We start from the raw sequence: 23,460 nt of genomic DNA, 5'->3' as shown, positions 1-23,460 counted from the left end.
ACCCCTCGCATGCAGCCTGACTGTTTTGTTGCGGATCATTATTAGTGATGTTAATAGTTTTAATAATTTATATTTATTTTACTAATGTTTTGTTTTGCGGTAAAGTGTAAATATGATACCCTCATTAAAGTATACTTGGCTTATAGGAATAATGGAATTTGGCGTTCGTCCTGTCGTTGAGACCGAAACGGCGCCAATCGTTCCATTTTATTTTATATTGTGAGGTGGACACCGTTGCAGCTGCAAGTAACCAACAGTCCGTTTAGCCAGGAGCAGATTGAGCTCTTGAACCGTTTGTTGCCGACGTTGACGCCAGCGCAAAAATTTTGGCTGAGCGGGTATTTGGCCGCCGCCGAGTCGGCCGCTGCTGTGCTTGACGCCGAAGCGCCCGCACTGCTTGTCGGGGGCGGGAAACCGGTTTCGAAAGAAGTGACCGTTCTGTACGGTTCGCAGACCGGCAATGCGCAAAAACTGGCCGAAAAAGCAGGCAAGGCGCTTAAGGAGCGCGGATTCGAGGCGAAAGTGTCGTCCATGCTTGACTTTAAGCCGAATGAATTGAAGAAAGTCGAGACGCTGCTCATCGTCGTGAGCACGCATGGGGAAGGCGATCCGCCAGACAACGCGGTGTCGTTTTACGAGTTTCTCCACAGCAAACGGGCGCCGAAGCTGAATCATTTACGCTTTTCCGTCTTGGCGCTTGGCGATACGTCGTATGAACATTTTTGCCAGACGGGGAAAGATTTTGACAAGCGGCTCGAGGAGCTCGGGGGAGAGCGGTTTTATCCGCGCGTCGACTGTGACGTCGACTACGAGGAAGCGGCGGCGAAATGGCTTGACGGCGTGCTTGCCGAGCTGAGCAAAGGGGCCAATGCCGAGGCCGCGCCAGTGTTGTCGGCCGTTGCGGCCGTGCCGAAAGCCGAACCGGCGGTCGTCTATTCGCGGAAAAACCCGTTCCCGGCGGAGGTGCTTGAAAACATCAACTTAAACGGCCGCGGATCGAACAAGGAAACGCGCCATTTGGAATTGTCGCTCGAGGGATCGGGGTTGAAGTACGAACCGGGCGATGCGCTTGGCATTTTCCCGAAAAATGATCCCGAGCTGGTTGAGCGGATCATTCAAGAAATGAAATGGAACCCGGAAGAAACGGTGACGATCGACAAAGACGGGGAAGTGCGGTCGCTCAAAGAAGCGCTCACGTCCCATTTTGAAATCACTGTGTTGACCAAAGCGCTGTTGCAAAAGCTTGCGCCGCTGTCGAAAAACAGCGAGCTTCAAGCGCTCGTTGCCCCAGGCAATGAGGTGAAGCTGAAAGAATACGCCAAAGGCCGCGACTTATTGGATGCGTTCCGCGACTTCGGCCCATGGGATGCGGCGCCGCAACAAGTCATCTCGATTTTGCGCAAAATGCCGCCGCGCCTGTACTCGATCGCGAGTAGCTTAGCGGCCTATCCAGATGAAGTGCACTTGACGATCGGCGCGGTCCGTTATGAGTCGCACGGCCGCCTGCGCAAAGGGGTGTGCTCAACGTTCTGCGCCGAACGCGTCCAAATCGGCGATACGTTGCCGGTCTTTGTGCAGCCGAACCCGAATTTTAAGCTGCCAAAAGACCCATCGACGCCAATCATTATGATCGGTCCAGGCACTGGGGTCGCGCCGTTCCGCGCTTTTATGCAAGAGCGTGAGGCGACAGGAGCCAACGGAAAATCGTGGCTCTTTTTCGGCGACCAACATTTTATGACCGACTTCCTGTATCAAACGGAATGGCTCGCCTGGCTGAAAAGCGGTGTGCTGACCAAAATGGATGTCGCCTTCTCGCGCGATACGGAGAAAAAAGTATACGTCCAACACCGGATGCTCGAGCGAAGCAAAGAGCTGTTCGGCTGGCTCGAGGATGGCGCCGTCGTCTACGTATGCGGCGACAAACAACACATGGCGCGCGACGTCCATCAGACGTTGATCGAGATTATCGAAAAAGAGGGCGGCATGAGCCGCGAACAGGCGGAAGCGTATTTGACGGAAATGCAAAAGCAAAAACGGTACCAACGCGACGTCTATTAATCTCTAAAGAAGGAGTGGAATCGGAAATGGCGAAAGTCGTGTTAAAAGCGCCGGACGGACCGCCAAGCGATGTCGAGCGCATTAAACAGGAAAGCCGTTACTTGCGCGGCACGCTTGCCGAAACGATGGAAGACCCGCTCAGCGCGGGCATCCCAGATGATGACAACCGGCTGATGAAGTTTCACGGCAGCTATTTGCAAGACGACCGCGACGTGCGCACCGAGCGGCAAAAACAAAAACTGGAGCCTGCATACCAGTTCATGGTTCGCGTCCGCACGCCGGGCGGGGTGGCGACGCCCGAACAGTGGCTTGTCATGGATGAACTTGCCCGCAAATACGCGAACGGCACGTTAAAATTAACGACGCGCCAGGCGTTCCAACTGCACGGCGTCTTGAAATGGAACGTGAAAAAAACGATGCAAGCCATCAATGGCGCCTTGATGACGACACTCGCCGCCTGTGGCGACGTCAACCGAAACGTCATGTGCAACCCGAACCCGTACCAGTCGGAAGTGCATGCGGAAGTGTATGAATGGGCGAAGCTGATCAGCGACCATTTGCTGCCGCGGACGAGGGCGTATTACGAAATTTGGCTGGACGACGAGAAAGTGGCGGGCACGCCGGCGGTTGACGGCGAAGAAGAGCCGATTTACGGACCGACGTATTTGCCGCGGAAGTTTAAAATCGGCATTGCCGTTCCGCCGTCGAACGACGTCGATGTGTTCTCGCAAGACATCGGGTTCATTGCCATTGTCGAAGACGGCAAGCTCGCCGGGTTTAATGTCGCCATCGGCGGCGGCATGGGGATGACCCATGGGGACAAAACGACGTATCCGCAACTGGCGAAAGTGATCGGCTTCTGCAAGCCGGATCAAGTCGTGGAAGTGGCGGAGAAAATTATGACCGTTCAGCGCGACTACGGCAACCGCTCATCGCGCAAACACGCCCGCTTCAAATACACGATCGATCGGCTTGGGCTGGAAGCGGTGAAAGAAGAAATTGAGCGCCGCCTCGGCTGGAGGCTCGGCGAAGCGCGCCCGTACCATTTCGAGCATAGCGGCGACCGCTACGGCTGGGTCGAAGGCGTCAATGGGACATGGCATTTCACGCTCTTTGTCGAAGGCGGCCGCGTCAAAGACTACGACGATTACAAGCTGATGACCGGCCTGCGCGAAATCGCCAAAGTCCATACCGGCGATTTCCGGTTGACGCCAAACCAAAACTTAGTGATTGCCAACGTCACGAGCGAGAAAAAGCCGGAAATCGAGGCACTCATCGCCGAATACGGCTTGACCGACGGCCGCCGGTACACCGCCTTGCGCCGCAACGCGCTCGCCTGTGTCGCCTTGCCGACGTGCGGCTTGGCGATGGCGGAAGCGGAGCGCTACTTGCCGAAACTGCTCGATAAAATCGAGGAAATTATCGATGAAAACGGTTTGCGTGACGAAGAAATCACGATCCGCATGACGGGCTGTCCGAACGGCTGCGCCCGCCACGTGCTCGCAGAAATCGCCTTCGTCGGCAAAGCGGTCGGAAAATACAACATGTACCTCGGCGCTGCGTTCAACGGCACGCGCTTGGCAAACTGTACCGCGAAAACATCGGCGAAGAAGAAATTTTGCGCGAACTGCGCGTTCTCCTATCCCGCTATGCGAAAGAGCGTCTTGACGGTGAACATTTCGGCGACTTCGTCATCCGCGCCGGCATCGTCAAAGAAGTGACGGATGGGACGAATTTTCATGATTGAGGGCGAATAATGGATCAAAACCAGCTTCTCCTTGGCGAAAATGAAAAGGAGGGGCTGGTTTTTATTGTAATTTCTATATTGTGAAGCGTTCGAATTTGTCTTACAATCATAATATAGTGAAGGGAAGGTGAGGAACATGAGTGAACACGACATATTTGTAAAATCGGTAAATCGAAATACGTTGTCCAAACAGGTCATTGAACAGATTGTTCAGCTTTTGGCAAGCGGTCAAGTGAAGCCAGGCGATAAATTGCCGCCAGAGATGGAATTGATGGAGAAGTTAGGGGTCAGCCGGCCTGTACTGCGCGAAGCGTTGAGCTCGCTTGAGACAATGGGGGTGATTACACGAAAGACGCGGGGCGGGACGTATTTTAACGACAAAATCGGCAGTGAGCCATTTTCGGTGATGTTGGCATTGTCGATCGACAATTTGCCTGCTATTATTGAAGCTCGAATGGCGTTAGAGTTGGGGCTTGTGACAATAGCTGCAGAAAAAATCACCGATGAGCAGCTCGAGCAATTGAAAGAAACGATTGATATGATCGCGGATAGCGAAGATGATAATTATGGAGTGTACGACAAGCGTTTCCATAAAATTATTGCGCTAAGCGCCAACAATCCTGTCGTAGAAGGCATGATTTTTTCTTTGCTCATCACTCATGAGAAAATGGATCGGCTCATTCGGACGCGTGATCGTGAGATAACAGTTGAACATCACTTGGCCATTTATCATGCTTTAAAGAAGCGAGACCCATATGAGGCTTTTGCGCAAATGTATCGGCATTTAAGCTTTGTAAGGGAAAAACTTTTGAGTTACGAGCAACAGTGGTTAGAAAACACAACAGTTTTGACCAGCGATCCAATGTAAGGGGAAAGGGCTTTTGCCCTTTTATTTTTTATTTTCGGAATTGACTATAAAATAAATTTGTATTACAATTTTACATGAATACAATATTACATATTTTTAGAGGGGAGGCTATATCGAAGAGGACATTTCGATTCATACGCAAAGGAGGAAGCGACGATGATGAAAATTTCAGTGACGGTTTATTCAACGGATTTGAGTGATGCGGAATTGAGACAGTTGAGTCAGCTTGGCGTCGATTGTATTGACTTTGGCAGCGGATCGGCATTTCGAGGGGTGAAAGAACAAGGATACCCGGATCTTGACGAACTGCTGAAACTGAAGCGGCGTTTGCGTTCTTTTGGACTTGACATCAACCGTGTCACACTTCCTGATTTAACAAAGAATTTTATGGAAGGGAACCATGATGGTGAAAAAGAGCTGGAAAATTCTGTTCAGGCGCTGAAAGTATTTGGCGAAGCAGGTATTCCAATTGTTAGACAGCGATTTGAAGGAGATACATTTCCGCATCTAACTGTAAAGTATCGAGCTTTGCACAGGGGAGGAGCCATCGCGCGCGGCGAAATGCTTCTGACGAACGAGATGAATGGTGAACAATTGGTAAAGTCGTTTGAAACAAATTGGAAGCGTTTTTGTGAAGCATATCGACGGCTTGTGCCGATTGCTGAGGAGTATGGGGTGTCCATTGGCATGCATCCATCCGATGTTCCTCATCCCGGCACTTTATTTGGCGGCCTTGGCTACCAGCGAATTATTGATGAATTTCCCAGCCGGCATGTCGGCTATATATATTGCATCGGGACGCGGGCAGAAGAGGGAGGGAGTTCGCTCGTCTATGATGAAATACGCCACTATGGGAGAAAAGGGCGAATTTTCCTCGTTCATTTCCGCAATGTCCGCGGCAGCTTGCCGACGACAAAAGCGTTTGAAGAGGCGTTGCTCGATGACGGCGATCTGAATATGTGCAGAATCTTGCTAGAATTATATAAAGTAGGCTTTCGTGGTTGCTTAAATCCAGATCATGTTCCGATTTTAGAAGGAGCCGCATATACAGAGCATCCTTCTTGGCCCAACACATGCATCCACTGGAGTTACAACAATGTTGGTTATGCCTATTCGATTGGATATATGAAAGCGCTGTTGGCGGCGTTGGTTGAGTTTGCAGGATAAAACGATTAGGGAGGGTCAGACAATGGGGGAGACGGTAAAAAGGACGAGAGTTCGCTATCTTATTTTAGCGATTTTATTTGTTGTAACCGCTATCAATTATATTGATCGTTCAGCGTTAAGCATCGCCGCTCCGGTGATGAAGGAAGATTTAGCATTGGATGCGGTCGCTTTAGGGTTTGCATTTTCAGCGTTCAACTGGGCGTATACGTTTATGCAAATTCCAAGCGGCTGGCTGCTTGATCGTTTTGGCACACGACTTGTGTATGGCATAGGGTTGTTTACATGGTCGCTGTTTACGGGACTGCAAGGGCTCGTTACTGGGTTTGCCATGTTGTTTTTATTCCGGTTTATTGTCGGGCTTGCCGAAGCTCCCTCGTTTCCTGGCAACAGCCGCCTGACAACGATGTGGTTTCCAACCAATGAGCGGGGGAAAGCGGTGGCCACTTACAATTCGTCTCAATATTTCGGGCTCGCTTTATTCACTCCCGTTTTAGCTTCTCTCCTCAATGTTTATGGGTGGCCAGCCATCTTTTATGTGGCAGGGGGAATGGGGATCATTTTGACGTTTGTTTGGTTTAAGCTGATCCATGATCCAAAGCGCCATCCGCTGGCCAATCAAAAAGAGCTTGAGTATATCGAACAAAGCGGAGCCTTAGTGGATGCGAGTGAACAAAAATCGCCTATTAAATGGTCGCACGCTCGCTTGTTGCTGACGAATCGACAAATGATCGGCATTTACATTGCCCAGTTTTCCTTAAATACGATCGTATGGTTTTTCTTAACATGGCTTCCAACGTATCTTGTGCAAGAAAAGCATTTATCCATTTTGAAAGCAGGTTTCGTTACATCGCTCACATATGCCGCTGCCTTCTTGGGTGGAATATTGGCCGGCTATTGGTCGGATTCGATGCTGAAGCGCGGCAAATCGCTGGCGGTGGCCCGAAAAACACCGATCATCATCGGTTTCCTGCTATCAAGCTGCATTTTATTGGCGAACTATACAAATTCGCCCGCGCTCATTGTTTTGATTTTATGTGTTTCGTTTTTCGCCAAAGGGATGGCAGGACTGACATGGACGCTGGTCGGGGATATGTCGCCAAAAGAGATCATTGGGCTCAGTGCAGGGATATTTAACACCTCTGGGAATTTGGCGGGGATTGTCACTCCCATTGTTGTAGGCTTTATTCTTGAACATACCCATTCGTTCAGCTACGCACTGCTGTTTATCGGCGTTGTGTTGTTGATTGGCGCACTGTCCTATATGTTTATCGTCAACAAAGTGGAGCGTTTGCAGCTTCCGCATGAGCAAGGGCAAACAGCGAAAAGTGTAAACGCTTAATTGGAAAGGGAGAGTCGAAGCGTTGATGAAAAGGAACGTTCCTGTTGTCACGGAAATGATCGTCATCCCGGTTGCAGGCTATGATAGCATGCTCCTTAACTTAAGTGGAGCTCATGCACCATTTTTCACACGAAACATTGTTTTGTTGAAAGACAACTATGGAAATATAGGAGCCGGAGAAGTGCCGGGGGGAGAAAAGATTCAAAAAACGCTAGAAGAAGCGAAACCTCTTGTTGTGGGAAGAGCGGTCAGCGATTACAAAAACATTTTGCGTCGGATATCCGAAACTTTTGGCGATCGAGATAAAACCGGCAGGGGAAACCAAACCTTTGACCTACGGACAACCGTACATGCCATAACAGCCATCGAAGCCGCACTGCTTGATTTGTTAGGGAAGTTTTTGGAAGTCCCAGTTGCAGCTTTGCTGGGTGAAGGGCAACAGCGGCAGTCGGTGAAAGTTCTCGGTTACTTGTTCTATATTGGAGACCGCAAGAAAACGGATTTGCCATATCGGGAACCGCAAGACCGGGATGGATGGTTCCGCTTGCGGGATGAAGAAGCATTGACAGCAGAAGCGATTGTTCAGCTCGCAGAAGCCGCCTATGAACAGTACGGATTCTCGGATTTTAAATTAAAGGGCGGCGTGATGCCGGGAGAGGAAGAAATAGAAGCTGTTGCGGCGCTAGCCAAACGGTTTCCTAAAGCGCGAATCACCTTGGATCCAAACGGGGCATGGCTATTGGAAGAAGCTATTCGTTTATGCCGGAATATGCATCATATCTTGGCTTACGCAGAAGATCCGTGCGGTGCTGAAAACGGCTATTCTGGGCGTGAAATATTGGCGGAATTCCGCAAAGCGACCGGCTTGCCGACAGCAACAAATATGATCGCTACGGACTGGAGGCAAATGGGGCACGCCATTCAGCTTCATGCCGTAGATATTCCGTTGGCTGATCCGCATTTTTGGACGATGCAAGGTTCCGTCCGTGTGGCGCAAATGTGTCATGAATGGGGATTGACATGGGGATCGCATTCCAACAACCATTTTGATATTTCGTTAGCCATGTTTACCCATGTTGCTGCTGCGGCGCCGGGAGAGATTACGGCGATTGACACGCATTGGATTTGGCAAGATGGGCAGCGATTAACGAAAGAGCCGTTTCAAATTGTGAATGGCCTGATTGATGTTCCCGATCGACCAGGTTTAGGGATTGAGATTGATATGGAGCGAATTGAAGAAGCGCATCAGCTGTATCAAAAATGGGGAAGAGGAGCTCGCGACGACGCCATGGCTATGCAGTACTTAATTCCTGGATGGACCTTTCATCCGAAAAAGCCTTGTCTCGTCCGCTAGCGATCATTTTTCCTAAAGGTCATGGATGATCCGCGGCCTTTAGGAATCCATTTTTTATGGAGGGATGTTCGATGGTGAAACAAATGCCTCTTTATATTAAGGTGAATGATCGGGATAATGTTGCTATTGTAGCCAATGCCGGCGGATTGACGAAAGGGACGCGTTTTCCGTGTGGATTGACGCTGATGGAAGATATTCCTCAAGGGCATAAAGTTGCTTTAGCAGATTTTCGTGAAGGCGATCCCATTGTCCGCTACGGGGAAGTGATCGGTTACGCGCAAAAACGCATTCAAAAAGGAGAATGGGTCAAAGAATCGTCCATTCGTCTTCCACATCCGCCAGATTTGCACCAGTTGCCCATCGCGACGAAAACGCCTGTCGCTTTACCACCGTTAGAAGGGTACACCTTTCAAGGTTATCGGAATGCTGATGGCAGTTTTGGCACGCGCAATCTTTTAGGTATTACGACAAGTGTTCAATGTGTTGCAGGGGTGTTGGATATTGCAGTGCAGCGAATCAAGAAGGAGTTGCTTCCCAAATATCCAAATGTGGACGATGTCGTGGCATTGGAGCATCATTACGGTTGCGGCGTAGCCATCCATGCGCCGGAAGCCGTGATCCCGATTCGCACATTGCAAAACCTTTCGACCCATCCTAACTTTGGCGGCGAAGTGCTCGTCGTCGGGCTTGGATGTGAGAAATTATCGCCGCAGTCGCTCAATGCCAAAGGAGAAGAGGACAGTCTTGTCGTTTTGCAGGATTATCAAGGATTTGCGGATATGATTGAGACTATTATGAGAAAAGCAGAGGAGCGGCTAAAACGGTTAAATGAACGTCAACGTCAGGAATGTCCTCTTTCTGGGTTAGTGGTTGGACTGCAATGCGGCGGCAGTGATGCTTTTTCCGGTGTGACGGCGAATCCTGCGGTCGGCTACGCGGCCGATTTGCTTGTTCGCGCCGGAGCGACTGTACTGTTTTCCGAGGTGACAGAAGTCAGAGACGCGGTTCATTTGCTGACACCAAGAGTTGTCGATGAACAAGTAGGACATGCGCTCATTCGAGAAATGGAATGGTACGACCGATACTTGCAACGGGGAGAAGCTGACCGAAGCGCCAACCCGTCGCCTGGAAATAAAAAAGGCGGACTTTCCAATATTGTGGAAAAAGCATTAGGATCGATTGCGAAATCGGGAAGCAGCGCTATTGTTGATGTGTTGCCCCCTGGCGAAAGGGTGAAGAAACAAGGTCTTGTGTTTGCGGCCACTCCGGCCAGCGATTTTGTATGCGGAACGCTACAGTTGGCAGCTGGAATGAATGTGCATGTGTTTACAACAGGAAGAGGAACGCCTTATGGTTTAGCCATGGCTCCAGTCGTTAAAGTGGCGACGCGGACGGAATTGGCGACGCAATGGCATGATTTAATTGATATTGATGCCGGAAGAATTGCCACGGGAACAGCAACGATAGAAGAGATTGGATGGGAAATTTTCCGTTTTATCATTGATACCGCGAGCGGAAAGCGCACAAAGGCAGAACAGCACGGCATACACAATGATTTATGTTTATTTAATCCAGCCCCGCTGACGTAATATAGATTGATATTATATTAAATTTGTCTTACAATAAAATTGTAATATAAATATGTTTTGTGGAGAGGGGAAGGAATCAGTGGCAAGAAACGCGAATAAACACATACCAAATGGAATTTTAGGATTTCCGGTTACACCGATGCGCGAAAATGGAGAGATAGATTTCCAAGCTTTGGAGCGGAATATCCAATTTTTACTTAAAGAGGGGTTAAACGCCGTTTTCATTGCTTGTGGATCTGGAGAATTTCAATCGCTTAGCGAAAAAGAGTACGAGGCAATGGTGGAAGCAGCCGTGTCGATCGTTGGTGGGAAGGTTCCTGTGTATACGGGGGTTGGAGGAAATATTATCTATGCACTTCGATTGGCGGAGATTTCCGAAAGGAAAGGAGCAGACGGATATTTGATTTTGCCGCCTTATTTAATTGAACCCCATCAGGAAGGGCTATACGAATATATTTCTGCGATTGTCAAAAGCACATCGCTCAACGCCATTGTCTATCAGCGGGCCAATAGTGTATTAACAGTCGAGACGCTCCAAAAATTGCTTCACTATCCGCAAATTGTCGGCTTGAAAGACGGCACGGGAAATATGGAATTGAACATTGAAATCACTCAAACGATCGGCTCACGGCTGCATTATTTGAACGGCATGCCAATGGCAGAGGTGACGATGCCTGCTTATATTCAGCTAGGATTTACCAGCTATTCATCAGCGATTTCCAATTACATTCCTCATATTTCTAGGTTGTTTTATCAGGCGCTGCTTGACGGTGACAAGGCGTTGTTAGGAGAGCTTTATGAGCATGTTATCCTTCCGATCCATCGCATTCGGAAGCAACGAAAAGGATACGAAGTCGCTCTTGTCAAAGCGGGGATGGAAATTGTCGGCCTGCCGGTCGGGCCATATGTCCGTCCGCCTATCGTCCGCGTGGAAAAGGAACATTACCGGCAATTAGAAGCGATCATTCAAACCGCGTTTGAACGATTCCCAAAAAAAGTAGGGCAACGTTCATGACGGTGATGTGGAGAGTGTTCTAAATGTGGATTATTACCTTGTACGCACCGGATGGCAGTTTCAAAATGTTTGAGTTTGATTGTGAACAGGAAGCGAGGCAATATTTCCGAAACATGACAGGAACGAAAATTCTTTCTCAAATCATATACGGTAGCAATCTTATTTATGGAAAGGAGAAGGTGCAATGACGGTACGCACAAAGCAACAAACATACTTGAACTACATCAACGGACAATGGGTCCCTTCTGCATCCGGGAAAACAGAAGCGAGCCTCAACCCAGCCGACATCGATGACATCGTCGGCTATGTCCAAGAGTCTAGTGCGGAAGATGTAAACGCCGCGGTGGAGGCGGCGCGGCGGGCGCAGGCGGCATGGCGGAAGTTATCCGGCCCGAAACGCGGAGAGTATTTGTTCCGCGCGGCTGACGTTCTTGAGAAACGGCTTGACGAGATCGCGGAAACGATGACAAGGGAAATGGGAAAAACGCTCCCGGAAGCGAAAGGGAGGTGCAGCGGGGAGTCAATATTTTGCGCTACTACGCTGGAGAGGGGATGCGATCGATCGGTGAGGTCATTCCATCCACGGACAGCGAAGCGTTGATGTTTACGACGCGCGTGCCTCTTGGCGTGGTCGGGGTCATCACGCCGTGGAACTTTCCAGTCGCGATTCCGATTTGGAAAATCGCACCCGCCATCGTCTATGGAAACACGGTGGTGTTTAAGCCGGCGCAGGAAACGGCGGTCACGGCAGCGAAAATCGTGGAATGCTTTGACGAGGCGGGGCTGCCGGCCGGTGTGGTGAATTTGGTGACAGGCAAAGGATCGGTCATCGGCAATGCGATCGCCGAACACCCCCATATTCACGGCATCACCTTCACCGGCTCCAATGAAGTCGGCAAAACGATCGCCCAAAAAGCGGTAGCCCGAGGGGCGAAATACCAGCTGGAAATGGGCGGAAAGAATCCGGTGATCGTGCTCGAGGACGCTGACCTTGATCGCGCCGTCGAAGCGACGATTAGCGGAGGACTGCGTTCGACGGGGCAAAAATGTACGGCGACAAGCCGTGTGTTCGTCCAGCGTACCATCTATGATCAATTTAAGGAAAAATTGTTGGCAAAAGTGAAGCAGCTGAACATCGGCAATGGACTCGAGGACGGCGTTTGGATGGGGCCGTGCGCCAGCCAAAAGCAGCTCGAGACGGTCCTTTCTTATATCCAAAAAGGAATCGAAGAAGGGGCGACGCTCGTTTACGGGGGGCAACGTTTGACCGATGGGGAACGGGCAAAAGGGTTTTATGTGCAGCCGACCATCTTTGAAAACGTGTCGCCCGACATGACGATCGCTCGCGAGGAAATTTTCGGGCCGGTGTTGGCGTTAATCAAAGTGGATTCGCTGGAAGAAGCGCTTTCTCTCGCCAATGACACACCGTTTGGATTGAGCGCCTCGATTTTCACGCAAAATATCGGCAAGATGCTCGCGTTCATCCAAGACATCGAGGCCGGGCTCGTCCGGATCAATGAAGAAAGCGCAGGAGTCGAACTGCAAGCGCCGTTTGGCGGGATGAAGCAGTCGAGCTCCCACTCGCGTGAGCAAGGGCGGGCAGCCATCGAGTTTTTCACGGCGATTAAAACGGTGTTGGTCAAAGGATAAGAAATGGAGCAAAGTGCGCTGCCGTTTAGGAGGGCGCTTTTTTTTTTTAGCGTCAAGCCATTGGTGGAGGCGATTGTCGGCGAGCAAACGGTTTGCTTACAATAGAAGAAAGAGCATGTGCAGGGAGGGAGAACGGCATGAGCCAACCAGGCGAACAACGCCGGTATACGCTCGGCGAGTTTTTTTCTTTGGCTGGAGATGAGCGGATGGAGCTGTACGAAGGAACGATTGTGTTGATGTCCCCAGCTCCTTATGAGCATGAAGGGGTGGTCGCCAATTTGATTGCCGAGTTTCGCATGGCGTTAAAAGGAAGTCCTTGTCTTGTGTTCGGCAGCAACCTCCAAGTCGTCCTTTTGTTTGAAGATGAACAAAAAGGAACGAAAAATGTAACGGTGCTGCCCGACCTATCTATTATTGGTGATCGAACGAAACTGTGCCAAGGTCGGTGTTACGGCGCCCCCGACCTAGTGGTGGAAGTGTTGTCGCCAAGCACCGCCCGCAACGACCGGCTGCTGAAGCGTCATTATTATGAGAAAGCGGGGGTCCGTGAGTATTGGATTGTCGATTATCAGCACCAGGTGATGGAAAAATACGTTTGGCAATCGGGAGCGTTTCAGCTAGAAGACGTGTACGATGCAGCCAACGGGGCGGCTGCATCGACCACGTTTCCCGAGGTGCGCTTTTCCGTGAAGGAGATTTTTGCGTTTTTGACGTCGTGAAGAGCGGTGAAGCTGCGTACAAAATAACAACAAACACGTTTCGCTCCAGAAGTCTGCTGTTGCTTGGCTGATAGAAACGCTTAGAAATCAAAGACAAAGGGGAGAAATAGCTTTTTTCTTTGTGGAAGGGGGAATGAAAGTGGTGAGTCGTTTCGACAAGCTCGTCAAAGATGCTGATGGACAAGCGCAATGGCTGTTCGCCATTCTTCAGTCCGTCCATGACGGCGTACTAGTGATCGATGACTGTGAGGTTGTGCGCCTTGTCAATCCGGAGTATACACGCATAACAGGTGTGAAGGAAAACGAGATTATAGGTAAACGGCTGCGCGATGTGCGGCCTAACGCCCTTCTCCCAGAAACGTTGAAGGACGGGAAAGTGAGAACCGGGGTGTACCGCAAGGAAGGTTCCAATGAGTATGTCGTTGATATGGCACCGATTGTTGTCCATGGCCAAGTGATTGGAGCGGTATCAGTTTGCAAAGGGCTGACGGAAGTGCACAAATTGACGCAGGAGCTGAAGCGAAACAAAGAAAGATTGAATGAATTGAAAAGGACCGTCTATTCGATTTATCGGGCTACTTATACGTTTGCGCATATCATCGGCCATAATGACAAGATCAAGGAAATGATCCGTATCGCGAAACGGGCGGCAGAGTCGGACTTGCCAGTGTTAATTATGGGGGAAAGTGGAACCGGCAAGGAACTGTTTGCTCAGGCGATTCACCAGGAGGGTCCGCGTGCTGAACATCCATTTGTTCCTGTAAATTGTGCGGCCATTCCTGCCGCTTTGCTGGAAAGCGAATTGTTCGGCTATGTGGAGGGATCGTTTACACATGCGAAAAAAGGAGGGAAAATCGGGCTGTTTGAACTGGCGGACGGGGGAACGATTTTTTTGGACGAAATCGGGGATCTTCCGTATGATTTGCAAGCAAAGCTATTGCGTGTGCTGCAAGAAAAGACAATTCGCAAAGTTGGAGATACACACGAAAGGAGGATTGACGTGCGCATCATTGCCGCAACAAATAAGGATTTGCGCCAGCTTGTAGCAAAGCAGTATTTTCGGGAAGACCTGTTTTATCGCCTTCATGTAATTACGCTTCATCTCCCCCCGCTCCGTGAGCGGAAGGAAGATATCCCTCTTTTGGCTCATTCTATAATACAAGCCTCAGGTGGTGGGGGACAGCGTCCTGTTTGCTCAATCAGCCAGGCTGCAATGGCTTTGTTGCAATCATACGATTGGCCTGGAAATATAAGAGAATTAAAAAACGTGATTGATTATGCCATTTGCATGACTGATGGAATGGAAATTGATCTGCATCATCTTCCCCCATCGATCATGAAAGACCCGGAGGTTTTCCGTTCCTCTACATCGATCCAACCGTTACGAAAGATGCTTGAAGAAACAGAAAAGCGTTTGATTGTCGAAGCGCTTCGTCAGTTTGGCACCGATGTACAAGGGAAGAAACAAGCGGCTAAAGAGCTTGGCGTGTCACTCGCCACGTTGTATAACAAATTGAAAAAGTTAGGGATTTCCGAGGATTTGCCTTCTTCTGCTCCTAACGGATGATAAATATTAGAGGGGAGCTGTGGTGAAGCAAATATTCTTGATTTGTAAGCGCTATCCACTAAACCTTGCCTGTTAAGGTTTTTCTTTTTTGGCAATCAATCGCTCATTGTCTTTTTTAATTTCCTAGAAACGATTCTAGTTTTTTAGAAATGAGCAGCAACAAGGAGTGCATTCATGTTTTAGCCATTCATTTTCTAAAGAATAAGAAAAGGCGCATCCGCTGTATTGAATGTAAAGCGGATGTTTTTGTTTTTGGCATTGGCACTTATTTTGCAAGAAAATAGAACGAAACAATTTTGAAGGGGGAATGGGATAATGTTGGCGTTATTGGGGTTTTTAACGATTGGTGTTTTTCTGGCTTTAATCATGGCAAGAAAAATCTCGGTATTGATTGCCTTAGTGCTTGTACCGGTGGTTTTTGGGCTGATCGGCGGGTTTGGGACGCAGATGGGAACGATGATGTTGGAAGGAATTCAAAAAGTAGCTCCGACGGGGATTATGATTGCATTCGCCATCCTATATTTCGGGTTGATGATCGACAGCGGCATGTTTGATCCGATTGTTTCGCGCATCCTTCGTTTAGTAAAAGGTGATCCGTTAAAGATTGTCATCGGCACAGCAACGCTAACATTGCTGGTTGCCCTCGACGGCGACGGGGCGACGACTTTTATGATTACCGTTTCGGCGATGCTTCCTCTTTATCGGCGTTTAGGAATGAATCCGCTTACACTATCGGGTGTCGTTTGTTTAGGGGCTGGAGTAATGAACATGATTCCTTGGGGTGGTCCGACGGCTAGAGCTATGGCAACACTGCATGTCGATTCAACCGAGTTGTTTAACCCTGTTCTTCCAGCGATGTTGGCGGGGATTGTTTGGGTGTTGTTTGCTGCTTATTGGCTCGGCAAAAAGGAACGGGAACGAGTGGGAGTCGTCGAACTGGATACGGAACAACTGACACCGTCACTTGACGGGGGAGAGGCGAAACGGCCTAACTTATTTTGGTTTAATGTCATTTTGACGATTGTGTTGCTCGTTTCCTTAATTAAAGGGTGGCTGCCGCTTCCGGTTTTGTTTATGCTTGCGTTTGCGATTGCCTTGCTTGTTAATTATCCGCATGTCAAGGATCAGCAAGAGCGGCTCACGTCTCATGCGAGCAATGTTGTATTGGTGGTGACGATGATTTTCGCAGCCGGCATTTTCACTGGCATTTTAACCGGTACAAAAATGGTTGATGCGATGGCGAAAGCGATGGTTTCGATCATTCCTGACGCGATGGGATCTTATTTGCCGCTTATAGTGGCGGTCACAAGCATGCCGTTAAGTCTTGTCTTTACCCCTGATGCGTATTATTTTGGAGTTTTGCCGATTTTAAGCGAAACGGCGGCTTCATTCGGCATCGATCCCGTCGAAATCGGGCGCGCTGCCATTTTGGGACAGATGACAACTGGTTTTCCGCTCAGCCCGCTGACGGCATCCACCTTTATACTTATCGGCTTGTCAGGTGTCGATCTTGGTGCCCACCAACGATTTATTTTTAAATGGGCGTTCGGAACGACTATTGTGATGACGATTGTCGCTTTAGCTACGGGGGCGATTTCTCTCTGATAATAACAAGGAATGTAACAAGAAAGCAAACGGAGGCGAGAAAATGGTCAGAATAGGAGCTGGAGCAGGATTTTCCGGTGATCGGTTGGAGCCTGCCGCGATTTTAGTAGAGAAGGGACAGTTGGACTATCTTGTTTTGGAATGTTTGGCGGAGCGAACGATTGCTTTGGCGCAAAAACAAAAATGGAAAAACCCTTCCCGCGGGTATGACCCGTTATTAGAAAAAAGAATGGAACTGCTTCTTCCGCTCATTGTGAAGCACCGCGTCCGCCTGATTACGAATATGGGGGCTGCCAATCCAGTAGCGGCAGCGGAGCGCATCGCCGCTATGGCGCGGGAGAAGGGACTAAAAATAAAAGTAGCGGCTGTCATCGGGGATGATGTAATGGAAAAGATTGATAAACAAATGTTGGCAATTGAGTCAGGGAAACCGATCGATAGCTACGGAACGATATTATCCGCGAATGCTTACCTTGGTGCTGATGCGCTCCTGCCTGCGCTGCAGTCGGGGGCAGACGTAATCGTGACAGGCCGTGTAGCGGATCCGTCGTTATTTCTTGCGCCGATGATTTACCATTATGGATGGCCGCTTGATGATACAGAACGTTTAGCTAAGGGAGCGATTGTCGGTCACCTGCTCGAGTGTGCCGGACAAATTACCGGCGGCTATTTTGCGGATCCGGGAAAGAAAGACGTCCCTGGCATGGCTAGACTTGGGTTTCCGTTTGCTGATGTGATGCCTGACGGTACGGCTGTGATCAGCAAGGTAGACGGGACAGGAGGGATCATTTGCCCGATGACTGTCAAAGAGCAACTGTTATATGAAGTGACTGACCCGACAGCCTATATCACCCCTGATGTGGTTGTTGATTTGACAACAGTCCAACTGCGCGAAATCGGTCCGGACCGTGTTGAGATCACCGGAGGAAGTGGCAAAACAAAACCAGATATGTTAAAGGTGAGCATTGGCTATCATGGCGGTTTTGTCGGGGAAGGCGAAATTTCGTATGCGGGGCCGAACGCTTTGCGGCGGGCGCAGCTTGCCGGGGAAATTGTGTATGAGCGGTTAAAAGACTGTTTTGTGAATCTGAAGGTGGACTATATTGGCTTATCATCAGCCCATCGGTCATTTTTAGGACAGGGCGGCGAGCCGTATGAAGTCCGGTTGCGGGTGGCAGGGAAAGCGGATACAAAAGAACAGGCTGAACTGATTGGTGAGGAAGTGGAATCGCTGTACACAAACGGCCCGGCAGGCGGCGGCGGGGCAAGGAAATACGTGCATGAGGTCATTGGCATTATTTCGACATTGATTCCACGCCAAATGGTCAATGTACAAATAACGATCCGGGAGTGACGACGATGAGAGTGAAGTTGTATGATTTGGCCCACTGCCGGGCCGGGGACAAAGGAAATACGTTAATCTTGTCGCTTATTCCTTTTCGGGAAACGGATTATCCTCTGCTGTCCCAAATGGTAACCGCAGAAAAAGTGAAGGAGCATTTGAGCTCGATTGTGAAAGGGGATGTGGTTCGATACGAACTTCCCAACATCGCCTCCTTGCAATTTGTCTGTCAAGATGCGCTTGAAGGCGGCGTCACTACCTCATTGGCCCTTGACCCGCATGGCAAAACGTTAAGCTATGCTTTGCTCGAGATGGAGATTGAGTTGCAGAAAGGAATATAAGTCTAGATACGGGAAGGCTGGACAAAACATGCTGTTGCATACAAATCGGCAGCATTTTCGCGAGAAAAAGCTGAATTATACAAGATGAAAAAGATGTTGGGACCAACAGCATGTTGTACAACATTTTCCAGCCTTCCGATCTTGCTGGTCAACAATGGATGCTGCGCCGAAATTGGCAACCTCGAGAGGTGCAGGAATTTTAGAAGGCTGAACGTATTTCGCCCCTCTTTTGCCCACCATCGTCCTTCTAGAGGAAGGGTGTCTCAAACGAAAGAGAACCTTATTTTTGTCGATAAATGAAGAAAAAATAAGAAAACAGAAAAAAAAAATGATGAAAATATTGACAATGATAATTTTTATCAATTAAAATATGGTATGTGAAAATGATAATCCTTCTCTTTTTAGAGGTTTGGGCGGGAACATGGTTTTCAAAAGAATGGAGTGAGATGTGGTGGCCGCATGCGGACAGAATGGCTTGACTTGAAAAGAACAGCGATTGAGGAGATGCCAGCCATCTTGGCGGTGCTGGTTGCTTCTCAACACAAGCAGAATTTATCTTTTTAATTAGGAAAGATAATCAATATCATAATTGCACCTGTAAAGCAATTGAGTCTGGAAGGCTGGTGATTTAGTGAAAAATCGCGGAAAACGGAATCTCTTCTCAAATTGAGAAGTCCTGTAAAATCAACGCTTCTCTTTCAGCTGAAAGCAACGGGTTCGGCGAAATCGGTCGTTTTTCACCAGCCCTCTGGACATGGCATCGTCATTCGACTTGTATGATGGGATAGAACGGAAGACAGGATGAGAAAACATGAAAAAATGGATGGTGCTCCTTGTTGTTTTGGCTGCGGCATCATTGTTTGTCGGTGTGCATGATTTATCGCCTCGCGAGCTGTTTGCCGGCGACCGTGAGGCGTGGGAAGTGTTTTTGATCAGTCGCTTGCCGAGGCTCATCAGCATTCTGATCGCCGGGTCAAGCGTGAGCATTTGCGGCTTGATCATGCAGCAGTTGAGCCAAAACCGATTTGTGTCGCCGACGACGGCGGGAACGATGGATTGGGCGCGGCTTGGCCTGTTGGTGTCCATGATTGCATTCGCTGCCGCAGGGCCGCTTGTGAAGGCGGCTATTGCCGTTGTGTTTGCGTTTGCGGGGACGCTGCTGTTTATGACGGTTTTGGATCGTGTGAAGTATAAAGATTCGATCTTTATTCCGCTCATCGGCTTGATGTTTGGCAATATTGTCGGTTCTGTCACGACGTTTTTGGCTTATAAATATGATTTGATTCAATCGATGTCCGCATGGATGCACGGCGATTTTTCCGTTATGATGCAAGGACGTTATGAAATGCTGTATGTGAGCGTTCCGCTCATGGCAATCGCTTATGTATACGCCAATCGGTTTACGATCGCCGGCATGGGGGAGGAGATGGCGACGAACTTAGGGGTTCGCTACCGTTCGATTGTCTACACTGGTCTCCTCATTGTCGCTGTTGTTTCTGCTGTTGAGGTGTTGACGGTTGGGACGCTGCCGTTTTTAGGGCTGATCGTTCCGAACATCGTCACGATGTATTATGGGGATCATTTGCGCAAAGTATTGCCGTTGACAGCCATATTTGGCGCTTTGTTTGTGCTGATTTGCGATGTATTTGGCCGAGTCGCCATTTATCCATACGAAATTCCGATCGGCTTGACGGTTGGAGTAATCGGAAGCGGTGTCTTTTTATATTTGCTCGTAAGGAGAACGAAGCAGTATGTCTAATCGGATGAAAGTGGTTGTGCTCGTGGTATTGGCGCTCGGATTGATCGTGTTGTTTTTGTTTACACACTTGCGAGGGGATTTTGACTATGTGTTGCGCTCGCGGAGCGAAAAGATTGTCGCGATGGTGCTTGTCGGTTGGGCGGGGGCGGTTTCGACCGTCTTATTTCAGACAATGACCAATAATCGTATTTTAACTCCAAGCATTATCGGGCTTGATTCCGTTTATATGCTTGTACAAACTGCTGTGGTGTTTTTGTTCGGTTCGACGACGTTGACCATGATGGGCAACACCTCGCACTTTCTCTTGTCTGCTGGGTCGATGATCGGTTTTTCAGTTTTATTGTATTCGTTTTTGTTTCGCCGTGAAGGGCAAAATTTATATTTCATCTTGCTTGTTGGGATGATTCTCGGTACGTTTTTCCAAAGTTTGACGTCTTTCATGCAATATTTGATTGACCCAAATGAATTTTCCATCATTCAAGATCGAATGTTTGCGAGCATCAACAATATAAAAACAGACTTGCTTTGGCCGGCAGGCCTGCTCATTGCGGCTGCGACATTGTATACATACCGTCATCTTCACGAGTTGGACGTGCTGTCGCTCGGCAAAGATCATGCGATCAATTTAGGCGTGGCGTATGAAACGGTCGTCAAACGGCTGCTGATGATTGTGGCGGTGTTGGTGTCGGTTTCGACCGCGCTTGTTGGTCCCATCATGTTTTTCGGATTGATAGTCGCCAATGTGGCGTATGCGTTTTTTCAAACGTATGAACATCGTTATTTGCTTGCAGGAGCGGCGCTGTTCGGCATCATCGCCCTCGTTGGCGGCCAGCTGGTAGTCGAGCGAGTGTTCACCTTTTCGACGACGTTGTCTGTCATTGTCAACATGGTCGGAGGCATCTATTTTCTATACCTTTTGTTAAAGGAGCGAAAAGCATGGTAGAGGTGAAACAAGTATTGAAGCGATACGGTGGGAAGACCGTGATTGACCGTGTATCTTTATCTGTTCCACGCCGCAAGCTCACATCGCTCATTGGCCCGAACGGGGCGGGGAAAAGCACGCTTTTGTCCATGATGAGCCGCTTAATTCCAAAAGATGGCGGAGAAATCTGGATTGAAGGAAAAGAAATTGCTCGTTATCGGACAGAAGAGTTGGCGAAAAAAATTTCCATTTTGAAGCAATCCAACCACATTGCGGCTCGCTTGACGGTACACGAATTGGTGTCGTTCGGCCGCTTTCCGTATTCGCGCGGCCGCTTGACGCGCCAAGATCGCGACTATGTGCGTGAGGCGATCCGCTATATGGAGTTGGAGCCATTGCAAGACCGCTATATGGACGAGTTGAGCGGCGGACAGCGGCAGAGAGCTTATATCGCGATGGTGTTGGCGCAAGATACGGATTATATTTTCTTGGACGAGCCGTTGAACAATTTAGATATGAAACACGCTGTGCAAATGATGAAGGTGCTGCGCAAGCTGGTCGATGAGCTTGGCAAAACGATCGTGATGGTGATGCACGATATTAACTTTGCCTCCTGTTACTCCGATTATATGGTCGCGTTAAAAGATGGAGCGGTCGTCTGTGAAGGGGATGTTTCATCGATCATGCGCGATGAAGTGCTTCGCGGCATTTATGATTTGGATGTGCGCGTGCAGACGATTGAAAATCGGCGCATCTGTGTGTATTTTTAGCAATTTTCCATGAGAAAGCGTCCATCTTGACTAGTGAAAAAGCGGGCTGTGGAAGCCTATGGGCCTGCTTGGTGAAGAGCTCCGTCTCGGATTCAAACATGGGACGGGGAGACGCGATCAAAATGAAGAAGATTCCAATTAAGTAAAAAATGGTTGAGCCGGCTTTCATGTTGACATCGGCAAGAAAGGGCGCCCTTTGTCGAGTGAATACGAAAGCCGTCAACATATAATTTGAATTTCCAAAGGGGGGTATAGCCAATGAAACAGCGTTGGCTGATGGTAGTGGTTGCTTTGCTTCTCATTGTACTGGCTGCTTGCGGCAATAAGGAGAATACAAGCAACGGAGCAAGTGGGAAGAATGACGAGAAGAAAACGGAACAAGCCGAGGAAATGACGATCAAGCACCAGCTTGGAGAGGCGAAAGTCAAGAAAAATCCAGAGAAAGTGGTTGTCTTTGATTTTGGAGTGCTGGACACCCTTGATAAACTAGGGGTGAAGGTGACAGCTTTGCCCCAGATGAACGTGCCGAAATACTTGGAGAAATATAAAAGCAGCGACTACCAAAACGTCGGCAGCTTGATGGAGCCGGATTTTGAAAAATTGAGCGAAATCAAGCCGGATGTCATTTTTATTTCCGGTCGTCAAGCAAATTTGTATGACAAGTTGAAAGAGATTGGCCCAACCGTGTATATAGGGATTGACACTCAACATTATTGGGATTCATTTACAAACAATATGAAGCTGATCGGGCAAATGTTTGGCAAAGAAAAAGAAGTAGATGAGGAACTGGCCAATATTGAAAAACAAATCGAAGAAGTGAAGACAAAGGCTGCAGACAAAAAAGCGCTGATCATTTTGACGACCGGTGGGAAAGTGAGTGCGTACGGCAAAGGTTCGCGCTTTGGCTCATCCATGATGTGCTCGGCGTGCCAGCCGCAGACCCGAATTTGAAAGTGACGAATCCTCATGGACAAAGCGTATCATTTGAGTATATTGCCGAGAAAAACCCGGATTACTTGTTTGTCATTGACCGCGACGCCGTTGTAGAAGGAAAGCCGACAGCGAAGCAAACGATTGAAAATGCGCTTGTGAAAAAGACGAAAGCATATCAAAACGGCCACATTGTCTACTTGGATCCAAATTATTGGTATCTCTCAGGCGGCGGATTGACGTCGGTGTCGGAAATGATCAAACAGGTGGAAGAAGGATTGAAATAAAAGGACAGGCGGGCTTAGGCGGCCCGCCTGCTTTATCGTCATAAAATGACATTCTTAATTTTGTAGATTTCCCGTTCGTGTTCGATGACTTTGTTCGAGAGGAAGGTGATGTCAAGTTTGATGTTGTTCAGCTGTTCATTGAATGATTGGGCATGGGAATCGACTTTTTTCTCTAAGGAGTCGAGTCTTTGGTGGATGGAAGAAACTTCACCGTGAAGTTTGTGCACGTCCATCGCGAGGGCGTCGAGTGCGGCGTCGGTTTCATCCTGGCGGTGAAGCAGGGCAGACATCAGATCATACAGTTCTTTTTGGCCGGCTTTGATATGGGCTTGTTCTTCTTCTAACCGCTTTTGGCCTTCAAGGAGAGCTTGCTGGATCCGCCGGAATTCTTCTTGCTCTTTGCGCATTTCCTGCTGTTCTCTACGGATCTC

Annotated in this window: 15 protein-coding genes and 4 pseudogenes; 18 read left to right on the top strand and 1 reads right to left on the bottom strand. The window is 48.9% G+C overall.

Annotated elements, in window-relative coordinates:
• Positions 1-234 precede the first annotated feature (234 nt).
• The 18 genes and pseudogenes from I656_RS07925 (at position 235) to I656_RS0115575 (ending at position 23,029) form a co-directional block, all read left to right on the top strand.
• Complete coding sequence (locus I656_RS07925) at positions 235-2,058, top strand: assimilatory sulfite reductase (NADPH) flavoprotein subunit (RefSeq protein WP_033005622.1); 1,824 nt, start codon at positions 235-237, stop codon at positions 2,056-2,058.
• Positions 2,059-2,084: 26 nt separating this feature from the next.
• Positions 2,085-3,805, top strand: a pseudogene (cysI, locus tag I656_RS07930) (assimilatory sulfite reductase (NADPH) hemoprotein subunit).
• A 136-nt stretch (positions 3,806-3,941) separates the two neighbouring features.
• A complete protein-coding gene (locus tag I656_RS07935; protein WP_015374591.1) occupies positions 3,942-4,673 on the top strand; it encodes a FadR/GntR family transcriptional regulator in 732 nt (243 codons plus the stop codon).
• A gap of 156 nt (positions 4,674-4,829) precedes the next feature.
• On the top strand, positions 4,830-5,840 hold the full coding sequence (locus tag I656_RS07940) for a mannonate dehydratase (protein WP_015374592.1): 1,011 nt from the start codon (positions 4,830-4,832) through the stop codon (positions 5,838-5,840).
• Between the two features lie 22 nt (positions 5,841-5,862).
• On the top strand, positions 5,863-7,179 hold the full coding sequence (locus I656_RS07945; protein WP_015374593.1) for an MFS transporter: 1,317 nt from the start codon (positions 5,863-5,865) through the stop codon (positions 7,177-7,179).
• Between the two features lie 25 nt (positions 7,180-7,204).
• On the top strand, positions 7,205-8,533 hold the full coding sequence (gene gudD, locus I656_RS07950; protein ID WP_033005630.1) for a glucarate dehydratase: 1,329 nt from the start codon (positions 7,205-7,207) through the stop codon (positions 8,531-8,533).
• Positions 8,534-8,604: 71 nt separating this feature from the next.
• Positions 8,605-10,122 carry a galactarate dehydratase gene (gene garD / locus I656_RS07955; RefSeq protein WP_015374595.1) on the top strand — a complete coding sequence of 506 codons (1,518 nt, stop codon included), beginning with the start codon at positions 8,605-8,607 and terminating at the stop codon, positions 10,120-10,122.
• A 52-nt stretch (positions 10,123-10,174) separates the two neighbouring features.
• A complete protein-coding gene (gene kdgD / locus I656_RS07960) occupies positions 10,175-11,137 on the top strand; it encodes a 5-dehydro-4-deoxyglucarate dehydratase (protein WP_020755078.1) in 963 nt (320 codons plus the stop codon).
• 184 nt (positions 11,138-11,321) lie between these two features.
• Positions 11,322-12,787 (top strand): annotated as a pseudogene (gene gucD, locus I656_RS0115580) (alpha-ketoglutaric semialdehyde dehydrogenase GucD).
• A 137-nt stretch (positions 12,788-12,924) separates the two neighbouring features.
• Complete coding sequence (locus tag I656_RS07965) at positions 12,925-13,506, top strand: Uma2 family endonuclease (RefSeq protein ID WP_015374599.1); 582 nt, start codon at positions 12,925-12,927, stop codon at positions 13,504-13,506.
• 133 nt (positions 13,507-13,639) lie between these two features.
• Positions 13,640-15,073, top strand: coding sequence for a sigma-54-dependent Fis family transcriptional regulator (locus I656_RS07970; protein WP_020278757.1), 1,434 nt, complete (start codon positions 13,640-13,642; stop codon positions 15,071-15,073).
• 315 nt (positions 15,074-15,388) lie between these two features.
• Positions 15,389-16,678, top strand: coding sequence for a CitMHS family transporter (locus I656_RS07975; protein WP_015374601.1), 1,290 nt, complete (start codon positions 15,389-15,391; stop codon positions 16,676-16,678).
• Positions 16,679-16,721: 43 nt separating this feature from the next.
• Positions 16,722-18,032, top strand: coding sequence for an acyclic terpene utilization AtuA family protein (locus I656_RS07980; protein ID WP_015374602.1), 1,311 nt, complete (start codon positions 16,722-16,724; stop codon positions 18,030-18,032).
• A gap of 5 nt (positions 18,033-18,037) precedes the next feature.
• On the top strand, positions 18,038-18,361 hold the full coding sequence (locus I656_RS07985) for a hypothetical protein (protein WP_015374603.1): 324 nt from the start codon (positions 18,038-18,040) through the stop codon (positions 18,359-18,361).
• A gap of 811 nt (positions 18,362-19,172) precedes the next feature.
• Positions 19,173-20,120 (top strand): ABC transporter permease, encoded by a 948-nt coding sequence (locus tag I656_RS07990; RefSeq protein ID WP_013145615.1) that lies wholly within the window; start codon positions 19,173-19,175, stop codon positions 20,118-20,120.
• Complete coding sequence (locus tag I656_RS07995) at positions 20,113-21,063, top strand: iron chelate uptake ABC transporter family permease subunit (RefSeq protein ID WP_020755069.1); 951 nt, start codon at positions 20,113-20,115, stop codon at positions 21,061-21,063. Before I656_RS07990 ends, I656_RS07995 begins: the two co-directional genes overlap by 8 nt.
• The gene (locus I656_RS08000) at positions 21,057-21,812 is read left to right on the top strand and encodes an ABC transporter ATP-binding protein (RefSeq protein ID WP_020755068.1); all 756 of its coding nucleotides are present in this window, start codon (positions 21,057-21,059) and stop codon (positions 21,810-21,812) included. The genes I656_RS07995 and I656_RS08000 overlap by 7 nt, the downstream gene beginning before the upstream one ends.
• 258 nt (positions 21,813-22,070) lie before the next feature.
• Positions 22,071-23,029: pseudogene (locus I656_RS0115575) on the top strand (siderophore ABC transporter substrate-binding protein).
• A gap of 38 nt (positions 23,030-23,067) precedes the next feature.
• Here the strand turns inward: I656_RS0115575 and I656_RS08005 are convergent.
• Positions 23,068-23,460: pseudogene (locus tag I656_RS08005) on the bottom strand (hypothetical protein); the annotation flags it as partial.

This window comes from Geobacillus sp. WSUCF1, from assembly GCF_000422025.1.
In the GTDB taxonomy this organism is placed as follows: Bacteria; Bacillota; Bacilli; order Bacillales; family Anoxybacillaceae; genus Geobacillus; species Geobacillus zalihae.
This window is presented reverse-complemented; position numbering and strand designations above follow the sequence as displayed.

Coding starts and splice junctions, on each gene's coding strand:
- I656_RS07935 (WP_015374591.1), top strand. CDS start 3,942: ATGAGTGAACACGACATATTTGTAAAATCGGTAAATCGAAATACGTTG.
- I656_RS07940 (WP_015374592.1), top strand. CDS start 4,830: ATGATGAAAATTTCAGTGACGGTTTATTCAACGGATTTGAGTGATGCG.
- I656_RS07945 (WP_015374593.1), top strand. CDS start 5,863: ATGGGGGAGACGGTAAAAAGGACGAGAGTTCGCTATCTTATTTTAGCG.
- gudD (WP_033005630.1), top strand. CDS start 7,205: ATGAAAAGGAACGTTCCTGTTGTCACGGAAATGATCGTCATCCCGGTT.
- garD (WP_015374595.1), top strand. CDS start 8,605: ATGGTGAAACAAATGCCTCTTTATATTAAGGTGAATGATCGGGATAAT.
- kdgD (WP_020755078.1), top strand. CDS start 10,175: ATGTTTTGTGGAGAGGGGAAGGAATCAGTGGCAAGAAACGCGAATAAA.
- I656_RS07965 (WP_015374599.1), top strand. CDS start 12,925: ATGAGCCAACCAGGCGAACAACGCCGGTATACGCTCGGCGAGTTTTTT.
- I656_RS07970 (WP_020278757.1), top strand. CDS start 13,640: ATGAAAGTGGTGAGTCGTTTCGACAAGCTCGTCAAAGATGCTGATGGA.
- I656_RS07975 (WP_015374601.1), top strand. CDS start 15,389: ATGTTGGCGTTATTGGGGTTTTTAACGATTGGTGTTTTTCTGGCTTTA.
- I656_RS07980 (WP_015374602.1), top strand. CDS start 16,722: ATGGTCAGAATAGGAGCTGGAGCAGGATTTTCCGGTGATCGGTTGGAG.
- I656_RS07985 (WP_015374603.1), top strand. CDS start 18,038: ATGAGAGTGAAGTTGTATGATTTGGCCCACTGCCGGGCCGGGGACAAA.
- I656_RS07990 (WP_013145615.1), top strand. CDS start 19,173: ATGAAAAAATGGATGGTGCTCCTTGTTGTTTTGGCTGCGGCATCATTG.
- I656_RS07995 (WP_020755069.1), top strand. CDS start 20,113: ATGTCTAATCGGATGAAAGTGGTTGTGCTCGTGGTATTGGCGCTCGGA.
- I656_RS08000 (WP_020755068.1), top strand. CDS start 21,057: ATGGTAGAGGTGAAACAAGTATTGAAGCGATACGGTGGGAAGACCGTG.